Annotated in this window: 16 protein-coding genes; 6 read left to right on the top strand and 10 right to left on the bottom strand. The window is 65.7% G+C overall.

Annotation, left to right across the window (positions count from 1 at the left end):
* Positions 1-595: 595 nt before the first annotated feature.
* Complete coding sequence (locus tag ACR652_RS00785) at positions 596-1,171, top strand: recombinase family protein (protein WP_434504611.1); 576 nt, start codon at positions 596-598, stop codon at positions 1,169-1,171.
* A 144-nt stretch (positions 1,172-1,315) separates the two neighbouring features.
* Here ACR652_RS00785 and ACR652_RS00780 read toward each other — a convergent pair whose 3' ends face one another.
* From ACR652_RS00780 to ACR652_RS00755, 6 genes are all read right to left on the bottom strand, one after another.
* The gene (locus ACR652_RS00780) at positions 1,316-2,251 is read right to left on the bottom strand and encodes a ParB N-terminal domain-containing protein (protein WP_434504610.1); all 936 of its coding nucleotides are present in this window, start codon (positions 2,249-2,251) and stop codon (positions 1,316-1,318) included.
* Positions 2,252-2,262: 11 nt separating this feature from the next.
* A complete protein-coding gene (locus ACR652_RS00775; protein ID WP_434504609.1) occupies positions 2,263-2,838 on the bottom strand; it encodes a hypothetical protein in 576 nt (191 codons plus the stop codon).
* A gap of 214 nt (positions 2,839-3,052) precedes the next feature.
* Entirely contained in the window at positions 3,053-4,171 is a 1,119-nt protein-coding gene (locus tag ACR652_RS00770; RefSeq protein WP_434504608.1) for a hypothetical protein, read from the bottom strand.
* A gap of 128 nt (positions 4,172-4,299) precedes the next feature.
* Entirely contained in the window at positions 4,300-4,542 is a 243-nt protein-coding gene (locus ACR652_RS00765) for a hypothetical protein (protein ID WP_434504607.1), read from the bottom strand.
* Positions 4,542-4,832, bottom strand: coding sequence for a hypothetical protein (locus ACR652_RS00760; RefSeq protein WP_434504606.1), 291 nt, complete (start codon positions 4,830-4,832; stop codon positions 4,542-4,544). The genes ACR652_RS00765 and ACR652_RS00760 overlap by 1 nt, the downstream gene beginning before the upstream one ends.
* Before the next feature lie 225 nt (positions 4,833-5,057).
* Positions 5,058-6,320, bottom strand: coding sequence for a tyrosine-type recombinase/integrase (locus ACR652_RS00755; protein ID WP_434504605.1), 1,263 nt, complete (start codon positions 6,318-6,320; stop codon positions 5,058-5,060).
* A 359-nt stretch (positions 6,321-6,679) separates the two neighbouring features.
* Here ACR652_RS00755 and ACR652_RS00750 point away from each other — a divergent pair, with 359 nt between their 5' ends.
* Both ACR652_RS00750 and ACR652_RS00745 read left to right on the top strand, forming a co-directional pair.
* On the top strand, positions 6,680-7,198 hold the full coding sequence (locus ACR652_RS00750) for a hypothetical protein (protein WP_434504604.1): 519 nt from the start codon (positions 6,680-6,682) through the stop codon (positions 7,196-7,198).
* 31 nt (positions 7,199-7,229) lie between these two features.
* Positions 7,230-7,736 (top strand): hypothetical protein, encoded by a 507-nt coding sequence (locus tag ACR652_RS00745; RefSeq protein ID WP_434504603.1) that lies wholly within the window; start codon positions 7,230-7,232, stop codon positions 7,734-7,736.
* A 72-nt stretch (positions 7,737-7,808) separates the two neighbouring features.
* On the opposite strand, the gene ACR652_RS00740 is transcribed toward ACR652_RS00745, so the two are convergent.
* The gene (locus ACR652_RS00740; protein ID WP_434504602.1) at positions 7,809-8,681 is read right to left on the bottom strand and encodes a branched-chain amino acid aminotransferase; all 873 of its coding nucleotides are present in this window, start codon (positions 8,679-8,681) and stop codon (positions 7,809-7,811) included.
* A gap of 198 nt (positions 8,682-8,879) precedes the next feature.
* On the opposite strand from ACR652_RS00740, the gene ACR652_RS00735 reads away from it, so the two are divergent.
* Genes ACR652_RS00735 through ACR652_RS00725 form a run of 3 tightly spaced genes read left to right on the top strand, consistent with a single transcriptional unit; the run spans position 8,880 to position 11,527 of the window.
* Positions 8,880-9,392, top strand: a complete 513-nt coding sequence (locus ACR652_RS00735; RefSeq protein ID WP_434504839.1) for a MarR family winged helix-turn-helix transcriptional regulator — start codon at positions 8,880-8,882, stop codon at positions 9,390-9,392.
* Positions 9,389-10,147 (top strand): response regulator transcription factor, encoded by a 759-nt coding sequence (locus ACR652_RS00730; protein ID WP_434504601.1) that lies wholly within the window; start codon positions 9,389-9,391, stop codon positions 10,145-10,147. Before ACR652_RS00735 ends, ACR652_RS00730 begins: the two co-directional genes overlap by 4 nt.
* A gap of 9 nt (positions 10,148-10,156) precedes the next feature.
* A complete protein-coding gene (locus ACR652_RS00725) occupies positions 10,157-11,527 on the top strand; it encodes an ATP-binding protein (protein WP_434504600.1) in 1,371 nt (456 codons plus the stop codon).
* Here the strand turns inward: ACR652_RS00725 and ACR652_RS00720 are convergent, their stop codons facing one another.
* From ACR652_RS00720 to ACR652_RS00710, 3 genes are all read right to left on the bottom strand, one after another.
* Positions 11,528-12,184 carry a TetR/AcrR family transcriptional regulator gene (locus tag ACR652_RS00720; protein WP_434504599.1) on the bottom strand — a complete coding sequence of 219 codons (657 nt, stop codon included), beginning with the start codon at positions 12,182-12,184 and terminating at the stop codon, positions 11,528-11,530.
* A gap of 156 nt (positions 12,185-12,340) precedes the next feature.
* Positions 12,341-13,168, bottom strand: coding sequence for a pyrroline-5-carboxylate reductase (gene proC, locus ACR652_RS00715; protein ID WP_434504598.1), 828 nt, complete (start codon positions 13,166-13,168; stop codon positions 12,341-12,343).
* Positions 13,165-13,668: a YbjN domain-containing protein gene (locus ACR652_RS00710; protein ID WP_434504597.1), complete on the bottom strand. Its 504-nt coding sequence runs from the start codon at positions 13,666-13,668 to the stop codon at positions 13,165-13,167. Before ACR652_RS00710 ends, proC begins: the two co-directional genes overlap by 4 nt.
* Positions 13,669-13,905: the final 237 nt, after the last annotated feature.

The following is a 13,905-nucleotide window of genomic DNA, read 5'->3' as shown; positions in this document are numbered from 1 at the left end:
GTGCTGCCTTTCGATCGCGGAGCGCCGCTAGCTTGCGGTGGAGCAGCGCGGACAGGCGCAGAGCATCCTGGCGCGCGCGAGACCGGAGCCACGGGTCTGTCGCTCCCAACGCCTCTGAGGACGCCTGCTCGCCGGTCGCCGCCAGCATTGCCAGATCCCGGAGGGTTGCGGGGTCTGCGTCGGGGAACTCGGCGGAGAAGGTTTGGAAATGCCTGGCATACAAGCGGCCCCCTTCAGAACGAAGGTCCAGGTCGCCGAGACGATGCGGCAGATAGGGCTTTCCAGCGCGGCCGGAACGTCGAGAGGGTCGGGTCGAAGAGTTGCAAACCTCGGGCATGGGCGCATGGCACTCGAAGCACGCGCGAACAAAGCGCGAAAATGGGTAAATATCCCTACTTTGATCGCCGCGCAAAGACTGTGTTCAGATGTCAGCGACTTTGGTCCGTTCTCAGGATTAAATGCCTGCGAATGACCCTCCTGTGCCAAAACGATCGGTTGCGCACAGGCCAGAATTGGCCCTGAGCGAAAGTAGCTATTGAGCATTCCGCCCATATGTGCGTTAATCCCTATCTGTTCCGCACATATGGAGGGGCTCGTGTCCCGCACATTCGTTTACGCGCGCGTTTCGACCGCCGATCAGGCCACGCGCAATCAAACCGCCGAGATCGAGGCCGCCGGCTTCAAGGTCGACCAGCGCCGAGTCGTCGAGGAGACAATCTCCGGCGGCGTCCAGGCGTTGCAGCGCCCGGGCTTCGCCAAGCTCCTCGATCGCCTCGAAGCCGGCGACGTGCTGGTCGTCACAAAACTCGACCGGCTCGGCCGCAACGTGATCGACGTGCGCCAGACGGTCGACCAGCTCGCCGAGCGCGGCGTGCGCGTCCATTGCCTCGCCCTCGGCGGCGCTGATCTGACCTCCTCCGCCGGAAAGATGGTCATGTCGGTGCTGAGCGCCGTTGCCGAGTTCGAGCGGGATCTCCTGCGCGAGCGCACGGCCGCCAGAATCGAGCGCGCCCGCGCTGAGGGGAAGGCCCCCGGGCGCCCGTCTCGGCTCACCAGCGACCAGCGCAGCGAGATTGTGGCCCGCCTCGAGAAGGGCGAGACCATCTACTCGCTGGCAAAGGCCTTCAACGTCGACCGCAGGCTGATCCAGCGCGCTCGGGACGCCGCCTGACCCAACCGGTTCCTTTCGGGAACCACTTAGCCCGCCCGGCCGCCGCTGGGCGGGTTTTTCGTGCCTGCAGCGCTAACGGCTAAGCCCCCGGCCGGACAATTGGTGTAGCGTAAGCGCAAGAGGCGCACGGGCCTTTTTGGCAGGTTACGCGCCCTCGAGGACTGCGGCGAGGCGATCGAAGTCGAGGCCGTCGTTTTGGCGGTGGAATTCGCGCCAGTTGTTTTTGAAGCCTTCTGGGATTGGCTTCTGGCCATAGCTCTGACGGTAACGATCTCCGACTGGTCCGAGCCAGTCGTCTACTGTCCGAGATCCGGTTCTTCTGAGCCACTCGAAATGCGCGTGGGCGTCATGGGGAGCCCACCCGTGTCGGGAGACGAGGAAGTAGACGAATGTCGCCCACTCGCCGATTTCCACCGTCGTCAATCCATGCAATGGGTCCGGGGACGGGATTCCGCGCATGACGATGCACGTATGGCCTGAAATCCCCGCGGCGAACATTTCAAGTTTCAGGCTGTCCGGGATGGCGTCAGGAGCATCGCTGAGGCGGACGCCTCCGAATGCTGGAGCCAGCGCCTGTGCGCTCCATTCCTCGGGATTACCTCTTGGCCTCTTTGGCTTCGCCGAGCGGTGGGGACGCGCCTTCCCATCGGCCCCGATCAACTTCTCCAACTTCGGAATTTCCGAAGTTGCCTCCATCGAGGCGCGGACCGCGGCGACAGTTTTGTCGTCGACGCCCAGCAAAGCACCAATCCGGTTGTTTGCCCATTCGGTGGTGTCCAGGATCTGGTCCCGGATCAGTTCGCGCATTTGGTCGCGGGTTAGCTGGCGCCGATTGACGTTGAGGCTGCGAGCGTGAGTGCGCTTCTGTTCATCCGTCATACCGGCGCGGACGACAGTCGGGTAATCGTTAATCCCGAGCTCGCGGCAGGCGCGGACTCGGTTGTGCCCGTCCAAAATGACGCCGAATTCGTCGACCTCGACGGCGACCATTACACCGCGCTGTGCAATATCCGCTTTCAGCGCGGTGAATTGCTCGGCCGGCAGCGGCGGCAGCATCTGGTATTTCTCATGGGCTCCCATGATGTTCCCCTTCAATCTTGAAACCACATGCGCCCGGCCGGCTCCGGCTCCTGCCGGCGCTTTCGGCGCTTGGCCGCCTCTCCGTCGAAATGGATGACGGTGCGCTTGCCTGTCACGATATTTTCGATCTCGAGGCGGCCCTCGGCCCAGTCGGACAAAGGCTCGCGCCACCAAGCGGGCGGGGTTTCGGGAACGGTCCCTGAAGGCTCCAGGAACCGCGCCGGCTCCTCGTCTATTTTCTCGCCACGCGTGGAAGGCAAATCTGGATCGCGGCTTCGGTTGGCCGAGAACCGCTCGATCGGACCGTCGGTATTTGGTTCGTCCTTCGGCACCTCGGCCGGGTCGAGGTGCCCGCCGGCGACGAGGCTCCCCTCCTGGTCTGCGCCGACCACACTTGCGCCATCGGGCGCGGCCGCACTTGCGACAAGGTTCACACTTGCGACAGCCGCCGGACTTGCGTCACCTCTCACACTTGCGACACGGCGACGCTCCCAGGTCCGGCGGCTGATCCCCTCCGCCTCCCACGGCTTCAGCCGCGAGAGGGCATTCGAGAGATACTCGGAGCGGGGCTGGCGCTGCTTGCTCATTGCGGCGCCCCCGCAGATTGTGCCATCGCCTTCTTGGAGCGCCGGTAATACGTCCCGCGGCTGACGCCAAACATCTCCCACGGGCGCATCCTCTCGATCGACCGGGCCTCATACACCTCTCTCGGCAAGGCGCGCGCTGCCCGCCGCTTCGCCGCTTGCCTGATGCGGTCTCTCTCGCGCTTTCTTGCCCGCACGTCATCGTTCTGGGGTTTGGTCATCTGCCTGCCTCCAACCCAAACGCCCTTACGACTTCCGGAACAGCGAAGGTCGGCCGAAGGACCATCCTTTGCAGCGCCTGCGGATTGAGGTCGCGGGCTGCAATGATTGCCCACCCCATCGTTGGTGAAAAAATCTGCCAGGCACGAGCGACGGCGGGGCTTATCTGTGATCCATCAGCCGCACGGGCAAACACCTCCCCGCCCCGCCCCCCGCAGGGCGGGACGGGGGGTTGCCGGCGCTGGGTTGCTTTTTGAGGACCAACCGCCGGCGGGGCGGAGGAGGCAGACGGCTGTCCCGTTCGTGAAGCTTTTCGTGTTTTCTTATTATTAGGCGGCTTCACAAAGGGGACATCGCCGCCGACCTTCTCAGCACGCGCTTTCTGCCTCCGCAGATGGGTGCGCAGCGTGTTGGGTTTGATCCCCAACGCGCGAGCCTGAGCCGCAATACTCTGTGCGATCGACGGCATGCCCTTCGCGCGGCGGCGCGCCCGCTGCTTCTCATTGCGGCGATGGCGCATGATCTCCGCCCACTCCTCGGAAGTGACGTCGACAGCCTCGACGCTCCACGCCTCAGCGGCGAGCTTTTCTGCCGCCGTCACGCCCAGCGCGCGGCCGATGTCTGAAGCGGTATAGCGCACTCGCCGACCGCTCGAGAGTGCATCAGCAACGCCCTGTTTAACGGCGGCGAGGATCTCGGGGGGCGCTTGGTCAGGCCGATCGAAGAGCCTGTGGGCGCCGTAGCAAAGGACGACGGCGGCGCTCACCTGCGGCCACCGGACGACCTTGGTGCGCGTCTTTGTCAGGGTCGTTCGGTCATAGGCATGGCCAGAGACAGACCGCTCGGTCTGCTCGAACACATGATCGCCCGGCGCGGCAGTCAGCAACAAGTTGGCGACGAAGCACGCCCATTTTCGCCACGGATAGCCATGGTCGTGAACATGCGCCCGCGCGAGCCGTTGCAGATCCCCGGCGCACCTCCTGGCGGCGAGCAAGCTATTCGCTTTGACATGCGAGCGCTCAGACCCTATTTTTGCAGGGTCGGAGTTGGAGAGCTCTTGGCGTTTTTTGGGAAGGGCTGCCGTGCCACCGGCAGCCTTTTCTGCTTTCTGGATCATTGCAACTCCATGGTTTCGTTATGAGCGCTATGCGCTCCGTCGTTCTGGTCGTTGAGGTCATCTTCGGTCTCCGTGGCAGTGAAGCTGATCGCTTCGCAGATGGCGCCGTGACGCCATCGCCGAAGGGGTCACGCGGCTTCTTCGTCATCATTCCAGCCGTTTGCGTCGATGATGTCGTCGAGCTTGCTGACGATCGCCCGATAGAAGGCCGCCTCTCGCCCCAGTCTTTCAGCTTCGGCGCCGGTTGGTCGGCCAGACTTTCGGGATAGACGGTCAGCGATGCCTTCTGCTTGCAAGTTGAAGTCGCTGCGCAGACCCCACGCTTTCTCAGCGTCGAGCTCAATGGTGAGGGTTCGGGACAGGGACGACATCAGGCGGCCTCCCCTTCCGTCACCGGGCCGGCAACGCGCTCGCCGAGCCGTTCGTCAGCATCCTTCACGCGGCGCCAGAAGGTGCGGACAGACAAGCCGAGCTCCGCTCGCACGGCAGTTGCGGGGATAAACCGCTCGCCGCTTTCCGGTTCGACGTAGGCTGGCGGCTTCTTGCCCATCCCTTGGGCGATCAGCGTCTTCTTCAGGTGCTCGATTTGTGAATAGCGATAGAAGCGTCGGCGGCCGATTTTGAAGCTCGGCGGCAGTTCGATTTCAAGTTGCGCGGGCATGGCACGTCCTGTCTCAACTGAGAAGTGACATTATGATGGCGAGCTCATACACACGTTATCAATAGGCCCGTGCAGAAAACTGCGGGAAAACTTGCTCTGGAATAATCCTGAAATAGGACGGCGAAAACATCGACTGCGGCAGGTGGATTGTAAATGCTAATCTGTTGAACGCCACTCTGTAGGACTAACCCTATTCAGGCGGGATGAATATTTTTCGGGAAAACTTTAGGCCCCCTTCCGCGCCGGAAGGCTGACCACGTTGTCGCCAGCCACGATCACCTTTAGGTGCGCCGCCCAGCGATCCATGGCGTCGACCATCTCGGGCCAGTAGCGTGACTTGTTGTAGACGCCGGCGACGCCGCCGCGAAAGCCGCCGACGTGGTTGAGAAGGCACTCGACTACGTGCGGCGCGACCCCAAGATTGCCCCATCCCGTCGCGGCCGTCCGGCGCAAATCGTGAAGCTGCCAGTGCGGGATCGCCTCCCCGCCATTCAATTCCGTCACGATCTCGTCAAGCCGGCTCTTCGCCCTTGTCCCGCCCCAAGAGGCGCCGCCCTTGGGGCCCGCGAAGATCCGATCCTCCCCATCGACGCGGGGCAGGCCCTGTAGGATCGCGATAGCCGGCCTGGAGAGCGGGAACGTGTGCTCGGATTGGTTCTTCACCCTGGCCTTCGGCAGCGTCCAGGTGCGCGACGCCAGGTCGACCTCGGACCAACGGCCGTCGCCGATCTCGCTTTTACGCTGTCCGGAAAGCATCAGGAGCTTGATCACCGGGCCGGTGGGCCATTCCAGCCGATCGCAAGCAAGCCATATTAGGCGCAGCTCCGCGTTGGATAGAACCCGCTCTCGGGCGTCGTTGGTGGCCGGGCGCGGGATGCGCGCCGCCGGGTTCTCGTCAATGTGACCCATCCCCTCGGCCCACCGGAAGAAACCTGAGACGTAGGAGAGCAAGAGATCGGCGGCGCGCGGCGCTTCGTCAGAAAGGTCATGAACGAGCTTTGCGACCATGGCGCGGGTGATCGCCTTGATGGGAAGATCGCCCCATGCCGGAATGACCCGCCGCCGCATGACCAGGTTCTCGGCATGGGCCGACCTCTTCTTAGGGCGAAGCTGGCGCCTCTCGTAGGCGTCATACAGGGAAGCGACGTTATCAGGGCCAAGGGCAGCCACCTTGGCGGCCACACGAGCCTCTTCGGCGGCTGCGCGCGCCTCAGCCCTGCCCCGCTTCCTCTCGGCCGCTGGATCCACCCCCCGAGCGCGTTGGGCGCGGGCCTCGAGAGATAGCCGGCGCGCCTCCGCCAGCCCTATGTCCGCGTCACACACCTTCAGGGGCGGGAAGCCGGATTGGCGGAGCCAATAAGACGCGGCGCCGGACGCCCTGACCCGGAGATAGAGCCCTGCCCCGTCGCCCGTGAACTCTTTGACCGACTCGCCCGCGGCGGCCCGGCGGAGGATGGCTTCGACGGCCTTGACGGTCAGTTTCGGCATTCACTTTCCCCGGCTTGCAACCTCGAACCCATCGCATGAACGGGCCCTGGGGTATTTCTGGGGTATTTTTGGGGTATAGTCTATCCCTTGGCAGCGAGAGTCACTCACTGGCACGAATTAGAATTGCAAATGACTGTTTTTCTTAAGTTACGATTGCATACGTGTGCTTGTGCCACAGGTTGCCAAAAAGCGCCAGAAAACGCCAAATCATGCGATCAAGGCGCGCATGAGCGGCTGAGCGCCCGCCGGAACGAACGTTGCCCCAACGTGTCAGCGCGCAGGCCATGCGCGCCGAATGTGAACAGTCGCCCGCGCGGGAGCGCGGGGCTGTTCCGGAATGACACGAAAGGGCGTCCCTCATGTGTATCAAATCGGGACTGCGCGCGGTCGCCACGGCGGCGGCGCTCCTTCTGCCGGCGGCGCTGTCGCCGGCGGAGGCCGGCAATTTCGGCGGAGGCGCGCCGCCGCCTGCGTCCCTGCCGGGAATAGGGGTCGGCGCCTATGCGCCCGGACAGGGGCCTGTCGGAACCTCCGGCTGGAACGGGGGCAACTGGCATGGACACGCCAACGCCTACGGGACCTTCTGGGGCGGCGGCTATTATGGCGGCGAGGGCGGCGGCGGCGACTCGGTCGCCCATGGCGGCGGCGCTGCGGTCTACACTTACAATCACTACGACAATCGGCGCCGCGACGGCGGCTTCTACGGCGGCGGCGGCGTCTTTTATGGCGATGACGGCTACAGCCGCCTGACCCCCGCCGCGCCCGCCGCGCGCGGTTCAGCGACAGGCGTCCAAGAGAATCCGCACATCATCCGCCTCCCCGAGGTCAACGCAACCGCCGCACACCGCAGGGCCATGCGGCGCGAGGCGATGCAATAACGCGCGCCCATCTCAGCACGGAGTTTGTCACATGCGTCACACATCTCTTCTTTGGCCGTTGCTCGCCGCGGCCGCCGGCGTCCTCGCCGCGAGCGCGGCCCCGGCACAGGGCGTCTTCGACCAGCCCTATTACGGCGGCGGCTATGCGCCGGCGCCCGGCTATGCCTATGGCGGGTATGGCGGCAACGGCGGATACGGCGGCTACGGGGGCAATGGCGGATACGGCGGCTATGGCGGCGCCTATCAGAGCTACGGCGGAGTCGCCGCTGTCGGCTACGATCAGGGGTACTACCAGGGCGGCTACCAATATCCGGCCGGCGGCTACGGGGGCGGCGATTATCGCCGGGCGGCCTACACCGCGGCCGATGTCTATGTCAGCGCGCCGCCGCCGTCCTATGCGCGGCCCTGCGCACGCGCGCCTCGCCTGGCCTATCCTGTGCGCGGCTACGCGCCTCCGGTCGGCGGCTCCTACACTGTCGCCAATTATCGCCGGCCCAACGGCCCGCGCCGGCGCTGCCATTGCGAGACGCTCTACTGAGAACGCATCGCGGGTGAATCCTGTGATCCAGAGCCGTTGGCGGCTCTGGATCACAGCCTGCGACCCGCGCCGTCAGGCGTTGACGGCCTTGTCATAGTCCTCGATCAGCGCGCGTGAAATGGCGCCGGGGACGAAAGTGTAAGGCCCGATCTCGGCCACCGGCGTGACTTCCGCGCCCGTGCCGCAGATGAAGCATTCCTCGAGGCTCGCCAGCTCGTCCGGCATGATGCGGCGCTCGATGACCTCGATCGCACGCTTTTTGGCCAGATCAATGACCGTGCGGCGCGTAATGCCGTCCAGGAAGCAGTCGGCGATCGGCGTGTGCAGCGCGCCGCCCTTCACGAAGAAGACATTGGCGCCGGTGCATTCCGCCACCCTGCCCTGCCAGTCGAGCATCAGCGCGTCGGCGTAGCCGCGGCGTTCGGCGCGATGCTTGGAGATGGTGCAGATCATGTAAAGACCCGCCGCCTTCGCCATGGACGGCGCCGTCTGCGGATCGGGGCGGCGATATTCGGCGACGTCGAGCTTGATGCCCTTCATCTTGGTGGCGATGTCGAACATGCTCGGCCAGTCCCACACCGCAATGGCGACATTGATCGTGGAATGCTGGGCGGCCACCGCCATCATCTCGCTGCCGCGCCAGGCCACCGGGCGGACATAGGAGTTGAGGAGATTGTTCGCCTTGAGCGTCGCGTCCTTGGCCGCGTCGATCTCGTCGAGCGTGTAGGGAATCTCGAAGTCGAGAATCTCGGCGGAGCGCTTGAAGCGCTCGGAATGCTCGCGCGACTTGAAGATCTTGCCGCCATAGGCGCGCTCGCCCTCGAAGACGGAGGACGCATAATGCAGGCCGTGCGAGAGAACATGCAGTTTGGCGTCGCGCCACGGGACGAGCGCGCCGTTGTACCAAATGAATCCGTCGCGCTGATCGAAGGGCGGGACACTCATGGCTAGCTCCGGGAAAGCGGCGTCGCGATGAGGGCCGAAAGGGCCGCTTTGGACGCTTGCGCAAGCACTAGCCATCGGTCAGAAATATGTCAATATAGCTGACGTAAAGCCGCCCGGAATAAGGGCCTCAGGCCGGAGCCACCCTTCTTGAGCGAGCTTCTCCAGCGAAAACCAGCCGCGCCGGGCGCAGCGGAGCCTTTGCGCTGCGCGCGGACGCCGCCGCGTCAGGAGGAGGACAGCGAGGCGCTCGATCTGGTGGAGCTGTTTTTCTTCGCCTATCGGGATTTCGTCGGCGACGCCGACCGGCTGCTCGAAAACTATGGATTCGGCCGCGCCCATCATCGCGTGCTGCATTTCGTCAGCCGCCGGCCCGGCCTGACCATCGCCGCGCTGCTCGACATTCTCAAGATCACCAAGCAGAGCCTCAACCGCGTGCTCAAGCAGCTTCTGGACGCAGGCTTCGTCGAGGCGCGGGCGGGCGCGATGGACCGCCGGCAACGCCTGCTCTACCCGAGCCCGCGCGGCGCCAAGCTCGCGCGCGAATTGGCGGCGCTGCAATCGGCGCGGTTCCGGCGGGTTCTGGAGTCGCTGCCGCCCGCCACCCGCGACGCCGCCGCGGAGTTTCTCTTCGCCATGCTGGACCCCGAAGAGCGCGAGCGCGTGCGCGGTCACCTCGGGGGTCCCGATCTCGGCCGGAGCGCGCGGCCATGAGCCTGACGCCGCCGCGCCGCCCGGCGCCGTCGCGCGCCGCGCCGAAAGACGCCCATATCCTCGTCGTCGACGACGACCGCCGCATCCGCACGCTTCTGGCGCGTTACCTCTCCGAAGAAGGCTATCTGGTCAGCTCGGCGGCCGACGCGCGGGAGGCGCAGGAGCGCCTGCGCGATTTCGCCTTCGATCTGATCGTGCTCGACGTGATGATGCCGGGTGAGAGCGGCACGCAATTCGCCGCGCGGCTGCGAGAGGGGCCGGAGCCGCTGCGCTCCGCGCCGATTCTCATGCTCACCGCCCTCACGGAGACCGCGAACCGCGTCGAGGGGCTTGAGGCGGGCGTCGACGATTATCTCGCCAAGCCATTCGATCCGCGCGAACTCTCGCTGCGGATCGCCAGCATTCTGCGCCGCGTGCGGCGCGCCGGGCCGCCGGACCCGTTGGTGCGCTTCGGGCCCTTCGCCTATGATCCCGCGCGCGGCGAACTGACTCGCGCGGGCGAACCGGTGCGGCTGACGACGCGCGAGCGCGACTTGTTGCAAACACTCGTTCAACACGCGGGCGCCATCGTCTCCCGCCAGACTCTCGCCGCGCGCGCCGCGGAAACGCAGGCGGCGGAACGCACGGTCGATGTCGAGATTGCGCGCCTGCGCCGCAAGATCGAGACCGACCCCAATGCGCCCCGCCATTTGCAGACGGTGCGCGGGCAAGGTTACCGGCTGCTCGTCGAGCCGCCGTCGCATTCGCAGAGCTAGAGGCCGGTCATGTCGCTTGTGATCAACGAAGTCCTTTCCGCGCCGCGCCAGATCTGGCGCCGTTTCGCCGACTGGCTTCACGCGCGCATGCCCAAGGGGCTTTACGCGCGCGCGCTGCTCATCGTCATCCTGCCCGTGGTGCTGCTCCAGTCGGCGGTGGCCTATGTCTTCATGGAGCGGCATTGGGAAGTCGTGACCTACCGCCTCTCCGCCGGAGTCGCGCGTCAGGCGGCGGCGGTCGTCGACATCTACCGCACCTTCCCCGACGACGCCGAACACAGTCAGTTGCGGCGGATCGCGGCGCTGGATCTCAACATGGAGCTGACGATCCTGCCCAGGGAGCCGCTGCCGGCGCCGGTGACGAAACAGTCGCTGTTCGCGCTGCTCGACAAGGCGCTCAACGCCGAATTGTCGCGCAAGCTGATGCAGCCCTACTGGATCAACACCAGCCTGCCGGGCAATCTCATCGAAATCCGCGTCGCGCTCGACGACGCGACGCTGCGGATGCTCGTCACGCGCACCCACGCCTATGCGTCGAACTCCTATATTTTCTTCATGTGGATGGCGATCGCCTCGATCATCATTCTCGCCATCGCGACCTCCTTCCTGCGCAATCAGATCAAGCCCATCCTGCGGCTGGCCCGCGCCGCCGAGGAATTCGGCAAGGGCCGGGACGTGCAGTTCAGCCCGCGCGGCGCGCGCGAGGTGCGGCAGGCCGGCGCCGCCTTTCTGGAGATGAAGCGCCGCGTCGAGCGCGCCATCGAGCAGCGCACCACCATGCTCAACGGCGTCTCGCACGATCTGCGCACCATCATCACGCGCTTCAAACTGTCTCTGGCGCTGATGGGCGAGAGCAATGAAGCGCGGGAGATGCGCAAGGACATCGACGAGATGGAGCGCATGGTGGAAGCCTATCTCGCCTTTGCGCGCGGAGACGGCGGCGAGGCCTCGGCGCCAACCGACATGCGCGCGCTGCTCGATGAGCTGAAGGCCGACAGCGAGCGCCGCGGCGTCGCCGTGTCGATGAGGATCGACGGCGACCCGGTGCTCGACGCGCGTCCGGCGGCGGTCAAGCGGCTGTTCGCCAATCTTGTCGGCAACGCCCAGCGCTATGGCAAGAAGCTGGAATTCGCCATCGCCAACGACGGCGAGGCGATGGTTGTCCACATCGACGACGACGGACCCGGCATTCCGGTGGAGCGGCGCGAGGACGCGTTCCGGCCGTTCTACCGGCTCGACGAGTCGCGCAATCAGGACAATGGCAATTCCGGCCTCGGCCTCGCCATCGCCCGCGACATCGCGCGCTCGCACGGCGGCGACATCACCCTGGACCGCAGCCCGCTGGGCGGGCTGCGGGCGACGGTGACGCTGCCGATCTGATCAGGCGTGCGAATGCGGGTGATCGTCGTCGGCGTGCCGGCGGCGGCCGCCACCCCATTCGAACAGCCGGTTCGCCATATCGGCGAAGGGGCGCGTGATCCGGGCGAAGTCCTCGACATGTTCGACATAGCGTTCGCCGCGCGCGATCTCGCGGTCGAGCGTCTCCAGCGCGAAGGAGAAACCGTCCTGGAACCAGGCGTCGAGCACGCGGCCCCAGGCCATGGCGAGACCCTGAAGCTTTAGCGACCCCACCGGACCGTCACAGTCGATGTCGGCGGCCTCGAGCATGAAGCGCATGGAGTTGACGGTCTCGCGGTTCAGCGCCGCTGAGGTCAGCGGATCGCGGGCCGCCCAGCGGGCGATGCTTTCCAGCGCGTCCCGATGGGGCTCCAGCGCCTCCAGCCGCTTGCGCAGCACTTCATAGAGGCGGTCGCGGGCGGGGTCGTGCGAGTTCTTGGCCGAGAAGTCTTCGAGAACCTGACGGTCGATTCGGCGCGAGAAGCCGCCGACGATCGCGCCCTTCGAGGGGAAGAGATCGCGCAAATCGGCCAGCGACAGATCGGCCTCGAAGGCGATGTCCGAAAGGCTGACGTCCCCGAAATCGCGGCGTCCCGCCAGCTTCATCGCAGCGTCGATCACTCTGTTGCGAGTGCTCATCTTGATCTCCGAAGTGGGGTTTCGTCTTCTCTGCCGTATCTATGGCCGCGCCGCAACCGGGCAAGGCCGAAAACAGCGCCGGATTGGCGCGGCTCTCGGGCGCACGGCCGCGCCCTCCCCCAGCCGGGGCAAGGCGCGCGCTTCATCATCGACAGCTTAACCCGACAGTTCGCCGGCGCGCTTTTTGGCGGCGGCGACGGCGCGGGCCATGAGCGGCGCCAGCCCGTCTTCCGCCATCAGCACGCCCAGCGCGGCGGCGGTCGTTCCCCCGGGCGAGGTGACGCGCTGGCGCAGCGTTTCGGCGCTCGTCCCGGGCTGACGATACAGAAGCTCCCCGGCGCCCTCGATGGTGGCGCGCGCCAGGCGCTCCGCCAGATCCTTCGGCAAACCGGCCTCGGCGCCCGCCGCCGCCAGACACTCGACGAGATAGAACACATAGGCGGGACCCGAGCCCGAGACGGCCGTCACCGCGTCGATCAGCGCTTCGCTCGCGACCCATTCGACCTGCCCGGAGGCCTTCAACAGCGCATCCGCGAGCGCGCGCTGACCCTCGGTCGTTTCAGGGCTGGCGAAGGCGCCCGTCATGCCTCGACCGATGGCGGCGGGCGTATTCGGCATGGCGCGCACGACCGCCTTCGCCGCAGGCAGGCGCGCGGCAATATCGGCGATGCGCTTGCCCGCAAGGATCGAGACGACGACCGAGCCGGCGCCGACGAACGGTTCGGCCGAGAGGGCGCCGGCCTCCAGCGCTTGCGGCTTGATCGCGAGAATGACCGCGTCCCGCGCGGCGCCGGCCGCCGGCTGCGTCGTCAGCGCGAAGCCCCTCGATGCGCAGAGTTCGCTCAGCCGCTGGGACGGATTGGGCTCGACAATGACGACGTCGTCGCCCGCAAGCCCCTCGCTGGCCCAGCCCTCGAGCATCGCGAGGCCCATGTTGCCAGCGCCGATCAGCGCGACCGACGCCCCTTTGAGAGGCTGCGTCACGCCTCCCCCTTGGTCTCGAAATTGGCCGTCTCAATGGCTTCCCGCGCCGACTTCCCGGCCCAGAGGACGAACTGAAACGCCTGGTAATAGCGTTCGCAGGACGTCAGCGCATGGTCGAGCAGAGCCGCGCATTGCGAGGCGGAGGGTTGCGCCCCGCCCGACAGGATCAGCCCATGGCGGTGCATCGCCACGCCCTCCCCCGGCCAGAAATCGAAATGGCCGATCCACATCTGCTCGTTGATCGCGCTCACCAGCGCCATGACTTCCGCGCGGCGACGCTCCGGCGCCTTCAGGTCGAAGGCGCAGCTCACATGTAGCGTCTCGATCTGCGGCAGCCACGTGAAGGCGACCTGATATTCGGTCCAGGCGCCGGTGACGGCGATCGAAATCTCATCTTCGTCGTCACGGTCGAACGTCCAGTCATTGGTCGCGGCAAGCTGCTCCACGACATCGACCGGATGCTCGGCGCGTTCCGTTTCTTTTTCTGTAGCGATCAGCATGAGCCAACCTTTATCGGCGTGTTCAGCAAGACGCGGCACTACGAAACATTGGACGACGCACGGGACTTCGGACGACAGGCCCCTCCTTTTCGAAGAAGAGCTTTCCGCTGACGAATCAGCAGCTCTGGCCAATATACTCCACCTGTCCGAAGATGCGTGACGGCGCTTGTGCGACGCGCGCCCCAACCTCCCGGGCAGACTGGGAGATTCGTGGGGCGTCGTCTATGGCCCGGAGGC

Source organism: Methylocystis sp. (assembly GCF_051061225.1).
Lineage (GTDB): Bacteria > Pseudomonadota > Alphaproteobacteria > Rhizobiales > Beijerinckiaceae > Methylocystis.
Note: the sequence above shows the minus strand (reverse complement) of the source record. Positions and strands in the feature narration are given on the sequence as shown.